4 protein-coding genes and 1 pseudogene are annotated in these 6,149 nt (G+C 43.0%); 4 read left to right on the top strand and 1 reads right to left on the bottom strand.

The features are described from left to right. Positions 1-373: 373 nt before the first annotated feature. The 3 genes and pseudogenes from AC1DWN_RS25315 to AC1DWN_RS25305 form a co-directional block, all read left to right on the top strand. A complete protein-coding gene (locus AC1DWN_RS25315) occupies positions 374-985 on the top strand; it encodes a chromate transporter (protein ID WP_477561665.1) in 612 nt (203 codons plus the stop codon). A gap of 12 nt (positions 986-997) precedes the next feature. Next, positions 998-1,537: a chromate transporter gene (locus AC1DWN_RS25310; RefSeq protein ID WP_477561664.1), complete on the top strand. Its 540-nt coding sequence runs from the start codon at positions 998-1,000 to the stop codon at positions 1,535-1,537. Between the two features lie 163 nt (positions 1,538-1,700). After that, positions 1,701-2,570 (top strand): annotated as a pseudogene (locus tag AC1DWN_RS25305) (formylglycine-generating enzyme family protein); the annotation flags it as partial. A 145-nt stretch (positions 2,571-2,715) separates the two neighbouring features. Here the strand turns inward: AC1DWN_RS25305 and AC1DWN_RS25300 are convergent. Beyond that, on the bottom strand, positions 2,716-4,302 hold the full coding sequence (locus AC1DWN_RS25300) for an extracellular solute-binding protein (RefSeq protein ID WP_477561663.1): 1,587 nt from the start codon (positions 4,300-4,302) through the stop codon (positions 2,716-2,718). 120 nt (positions 4,303-4,422) lie between these two features. Between AC1DWN_RS25300 and AC1DWN_RS25295 the strand changes: the two genes are divergently transcribed. Next, a partial coding sequence (locus AC1DWN_RS25295) for a hypothetical protein (RefSeq protein WP_477561662.1) occupies positions 4,423-6,149 on the top strand: 1,727 nt, incomplete at its 3' end.

Genomic DNA, 6,149 nt, shown 5'->3' with positions numbered 1-6,149 from the left:
GTGTATATAGTTGTTTTTTGGACGATGGTATTTTATTTACGGATGGGATACTCATCTATCAACCTCTTTTTCCGACTAAAGTAATGGGAATTACTCTGGGTCTATTATAACGCAAGTTAGTTAGGTGCGCTATATGGCAGTCGATCGATAATTGGCTTGGATAGACTAATAGTGAAGTGTTGCAATCGTTTAATTCAAAATAGAATAAACTAAGTATAACACTCGGCTTAATGGTAGATAAATTTATGTCTTTCGTATGAAAAACGCTTTAAAATTTCCGCTATAACACAATTTTCAAACTGAACTTAAATTCTTTATTCCAAATTGGAATTAAGGTGATATAATAGAGATACATATGTAAGGGGGGAMTAACATGAGCTTTGAACGATTGAATACACTTTGGCAACTATTTGTCATGTTTCTCAAGATTGGACCGGTTACATTCGGCGGGGGATATGCAATGATTCCTATTATAGAGCGTGAAGTTGTAGAGAAGCGGAAATGGCTTCAGTCTGAGGACGTTGCGGATGTATTTGCTGTTTCAGGATCAGTGCCTGGTGCAATTGCAATCAATTCAGCGACTTTCATCGGGTATCGAATTGCAGGGGTTATGGGTGCGATAGTCGCAACAATAGGTATATTATTGCCAACCTTCAGTATTGTTATTATCTATTCGATATTTTTCTTAGGAATGAAGGAGCACCCAAAGGTAGAGGCAGCTTTTATTTCCATTCGAGCGACCATCGTAGCTTTGATCGTATTTGCTGCTTATAAGACAGGCAAGACAGCTGCTGTAGATAAAGCATCTGTAATGATGATCGTCATGACTGTCGTATTGATGTATTTTTTCCACAGCTACATTCATCCGATCATTCTCATTGCAGGGGGAGCTATCTCCGGGATGACGATTGTAGCGGTTAGGACGAAGCTTGGACGCAAAACAATACTTCAAAAAGAAGAGCCTATATACGATTACATGATATGATGGGGTGTTTCTATGTTAATCGATTTGTTTATTACCTTTTTCATGATTGGGCTGGTCTCTTTCGGAGGCGGCTATGCGATGATTCCGTTAATTCAGGAACAGGTTGTAAATCAACACGGATGGATGGACCTTCAGCATTTTACCGATATTATAGCGGTTGCTGGCATGTCTCCGGGGCCAATTGCTACTAACATAGCAGTATTTATCGGTTACGAGAAGATGGGCATCCTTGGAGCAATAATTGCAATGCTCGGAACCATTTTACCGTCATTGATTATCATCCTAGTCTTAGGTAAAATATTTTATAAAGTCCGCGATAATGATTTGGTGAAATCATCATTCTATGGCTTACGGGCAATTATAACCGGTTTAATTATTTATACCGCGATTATGTTTGCAGACACTAATGGCATGCTTTCCTCGATGTCCTGGTACACTTGGAGTCAAATTCTCATATTTTTAGGATCTTTATCTGCCTTTCTTTTTTTTCACAAGCATCCCGTTTCGATTTTAATTATTTCTGGCTTAGTCGGTATCGCCTTGTATGGATAGAGACATATTATCACAAGAGGAGAACGAGAGAATGGAACAAATCAAATCTTGTTGCGCTGCTAGCAGGGAGCAAATACAGTCTGGCATTGCGGAGCATTCGACACAACAATCGATTAGCACTAGTTCAATTCCTACAGACCATGTAATAAACAATTGGGTCACACTGCCTGGCGGTGAGTTTGATATGGGGACGGATACGAAGGAAGGCTTTCCTGCAGATGGAGAAGGYCCTATACGCAAGGTGACAGTAGCTCCTTTTCGAGTTTCACCTTATGCAGTGACCAATGAACAGTTTCGAGCATTTGTAAAAGAGACAGGTTATGTAACAGAAGCAGAAAGTTTTGGCTGGTCGTTTGTATTCCATTTGCTAGCTTCCGAGGAAACAAAGGAGCGGGTTAAGGATGTACCGCAGGAGGTTCCTTGGTGGCTCGTTGTTGATGGAGCCTATTGGGCGAAGCCTGAAGGAGTAGATTCCAATGTGGAAGATCGATTGGATCACCCGGTCGTACATATTTCTTGGCGTGATGCCGAGGCATTCTGTCAATGGTCTGGCACTAGACTGCTTTCAGAGGCAGAATGGGAATATGCAGCGAGAGGGGGACTCTCGCGGAGAACCTATCCTTGGGGAGATTTGCTGAAACAAGACGGAAAGCATATGTGCAACATATGGCAGGGGAAATTTCCGATCAAAAACAACGCAAGCGACGGTTATGTTGGTACTGCTCCGGTGGATGCGTACGAGCCTAATGGCTATGGCCTATATAATATGTCAGGCAACGTATGGGAATGGTGTGCGGATTGGTTTAGCCCCCATTATCATAAGCTAACAGCGACCGAAAATCCTATATTTAATGAGCCTACTGGCAAAAGATCCATGAGAGGCGGCTCATATTTGTGCCACCGTTCCTATTGCAACCGTTATCGCTTAGCTGCGAGAAGCTCGAACACACCAGATAGCTCGACGGGAAACTGTGGGTTTCGTGTAGCTATGGATATTAATGAAACTGTAAAGCCTATTGATCCAATCAAATAAGCATTATCTGACAAATGGAATCCTTCAACTAAAATCCATAATGGTGTATCATGAAAATAAGAGCCTCCGAGAACACTCGGGGCTCTTATTTTCTATATCCGCATGCAATACTAAAAGAACTTCGGAGCAGGCGGTCTTCTTATTATTATTTTTCATTAGAAAATAACACCTGGTTTTCAAAATTTTTAATGATTTGAGTGCCGTTGTATAGGCCCATGATTTCTTTATAATAAGTAGGCCACTGCTTTCCCGATTGATCGGAGAACAGCATTTTGACCTGCAACTCATTTTGCCTGGCCCGGAAGGCTCCAACATCAATTCCGATGGGGGGTGCTAAAGCAACACCAAGCTTATCCTTAACTGGGAGCTGGGCTAAGAAGGACTTGATCTCTTTATCTCTTGCTGTTAGCTGTGGATCAACAACCTGCAAACCGAGCACGCTTGGGGTTTCAGGCGTGAAGAAGCCCCATAGTTTCATAGAATCCAGAGAATGCTTCGAATTCTCCGAATCCTCCTTCTTCTGCGGCAATAACGTAATCGTATTTCCGCTGCGCGAATAATGTTCTCCCTCCAGGCCGTAATGGGTGAGCAGAAACCCCTCTTCACTCGATAGCCAGTCCATGATTTCCACGATTTTCTTTATTCTCTCAGGATGCTTGTCTACAGTTATTTTGGCGAATACAAAAGGATATTCGGGTGATGCTCCAGCTCTTAACGGCTCGTTGCCAAGTGGGTTAAAGGGTACCCAGTTCGCGTTCGGATCAAGCGCGCGACTAAGCGATTGAATGCTTGCCGAATTAGCATCCAGGGCGAAATCAAYGGTTTGGCCAAGGACTACACCTGCTTTTCCTTGTATAGCTTTGTTGACATGCTTCGTTCCGGAATTAAAGAACCAGTCAGGATCAACCAATCCCTCGTTAATGACCTTAAGAATATCGTCCACGACAAGCTCGATTCGTAAATCAGATCCCATGTCGACAAGCTCATTATTATTCATATACGCCGGATAGACGAGGCTGTTCTTGGCATACTCGGGCCAGTCGGAAGACAGACTAGAATTGTTGCCCGATGTCGTGAATCCATAGGTATCTTTCTTGCCGTTTCCATCAGGGTCATTGTTTGTAAAGGCGCGTAACACCTGTAAATACTCATTGTAATTTCGCGGGATTTCCAGACCTAGATGCTTGAGCCAATCTTGACGGATATAGTAGCACCGATAGGAATTCTTATCATAGGGAACGGGAGCGCGATAGAAGCGATTATGAATCTGATACTGCTTCAATTCCTTCTCGGTAACCCAGTACTTGAAGTAATTTGGCATCGTAGTTAAGGATACATAGGGTGACATATCTGCGAGCACGCCATCAAGCGATAGCTTAGATGCACCGTCATTACTCCTGTCGATCCACATATCGGGTGGATTGTTGGCGAACAACAAAGCCTCGACCTTGGCGTTATACTCATTTCCCGGAGCCATAGCGGTAACATGCAAACGGACGTTAAATTTCTTCTCTATGATCTGCCTGATAAAGTCTAGTTCTCCCTCAGGTAAAACTGTAACCGTATCCAAAGGAGCGTTGAGAAACAGGTTTAAATTGATGAATTGTTGATCTTCAGTTATAGGTACAAGATGATGTTGTTTATTAATCGGCGCCCATATGCTCCAACAGAGAACGAATACACCGATGACTAGGAAAAAAATTAGCGGTAAGATCGGCCGGAATCGTATCATCTATTTTCCCCCAAACTGTTCATTGCTGATTACTTATTTAATATGTTAAGTTATTTCCAATAGAAAATAAATGACTTTCTGATAAATATTACYAGCTACTAGAGCTGAAAGAGGAGACCTATGAAAACAAAATGGTTTAACAGGCTATTACTCTCATATTTGCCGGTCTTTTTTATCATTACGTTAAGTTTGCTGCTCATGACTTTCCTTACCTTGACCGAGATGTCCAAGAAAGCTTCGGTAGAGGCGAATAATGCGCTGTCTCACAATATTTCGAAGATGATAGACAGCAAGCTCGCGGATATAGACTCCTTATTGCTATATGAAATACAGAACAATGAGAAGATCAAACAGTTTTTCTCGGACAATCCTAAGGACAATCGCCATTATACAGATATCCAAGCTTCTTCGGCATTAAAGGAGCTATTGCAGAACAATCCGACGATAGAATCCATTTATTTGTACCGTACTCCAGATCGAACAATCCTTACCCCGTCGACGTTAACCGATTTGAACGATTTCACTGACAGTCAATTCATCGGAGTATCCTTGAACAGCCGTGTTCTGTACCAATGGACAGCACGAACGCTGGCACCGGAAATGACGGATGGAGACAAAACTCAAAAAGTAATCAGCTTGGCCAAAAACACGAATCTGAGCAATTTAAGCATCCTAATCGTCAATGTCCGCATCGAATCTCTGCTTGGATGGATAACCAGCATGACCGACAACAATTCGACCTTTGTCCATCTTAGCGACGAACAAGGCAAGCTCATCGTCTCTACGGAATCGGCTGCCGATGGCAAGACATCCGGCACRAAGGCTAACACAGTTCTCTCCTCTGCCGTTTCGGAACAAACGGGCTGGATCATATCCAGCGGGACTCTAAACAGCGGCATTCTAGAGTTCGTGTCCTCGTTATTTTACTTGTGGATGGCTATTGCTGCAGTAATCGTTATTGCCGGGTTGACCTGGATCATCTATGTGTCCAGGCGCCAATACAAGCCGGTTATGACTTTAATGAACATGATTTCAGGTGCGCGTAAGGCTTCTCCTACTCATCTGAAGACGGACAAGGTTGATGAATTCAAATTTATCGAATCATCGATCGAAGAGCTTCTGGATGAATCCAACATGCTTCAAGAGCAGCACAAAGAATTGTCCGTTTACCACAAAAGACATTTGTTTCTTAGCTTAATGGAGGAAACGAATACCACTGCCAACTTCGGTAAATATCTCGAGGAAGAATTATCCCGGCTGGGAATCCATCAACCTGTAAGTGGCTCTCTCGTCGCGATTGTCGAGATCGATCATTACGCGGAATTCGCGATTCAATATCGAAGTGATCAGCATTTACTGAAATACATCCTAGGCGCTTCCGTGAAGGAACTAGTCGAGAATAAGCCGTTTACTGTATGGACCGAATGGATTTCCAACTCCAAGATGGGAATTCTCTTTCTATTCCATCATCAGGAAAGCGAGCAAGAAGTACTGGAAAGCTGTGAGAAGTTAAGGGACTGGGTAGCTCATAATTTGGACTTTACGGTGACGATTGGGATTGGTCATCTGATTCAACAGCTGGAGTTAACCGCGGAATCGTTCAGGGAAGCGGTCAATGCTGTTGGCTACAAGTCTTCATTGGGAATGAATCGGATTATTACTCTCGAACATGTGGTTTCCAAGCCGAAGGGTGAATTGTTTAAGCAACTGCAGGTGTTTCGAAGCATTAGTCAATCGTTTAGGCTTGGAGACGAGATATGGGAAGATTATTATGAGGAAATGTATCAGACTCTCCAAGATCAGTTGTATACCCATGATGATTTAGCGATCCTCATGCAGGTTCTGAT

This window comes from Paenibacillus sp. P4_A7 (assembly GCF_056402455.1).
The sequence above is the reverse complement of the archived record's forward strand: the minus strand, read 5'-3'. Positions and strand labels throughout refer to the sequence as shown.

Bases quoted from the DNA above. Each gene is read 5' to 3' on its own strand.
- AC1DWN_RS25310 (WP_477561664.1), top strand. From the start codon at position 998: ATGTTAATCGATTTGTTTATTACCTTTTTCATGATTGGGCTGGTCTCT.
- AC1DWN_RS25315 (WP_477561665.1), top strand. From the start codon at position 374: ATGAGCTTTGAACGATTGAATACACTTTGGCAACTATTTGTCATGTTT.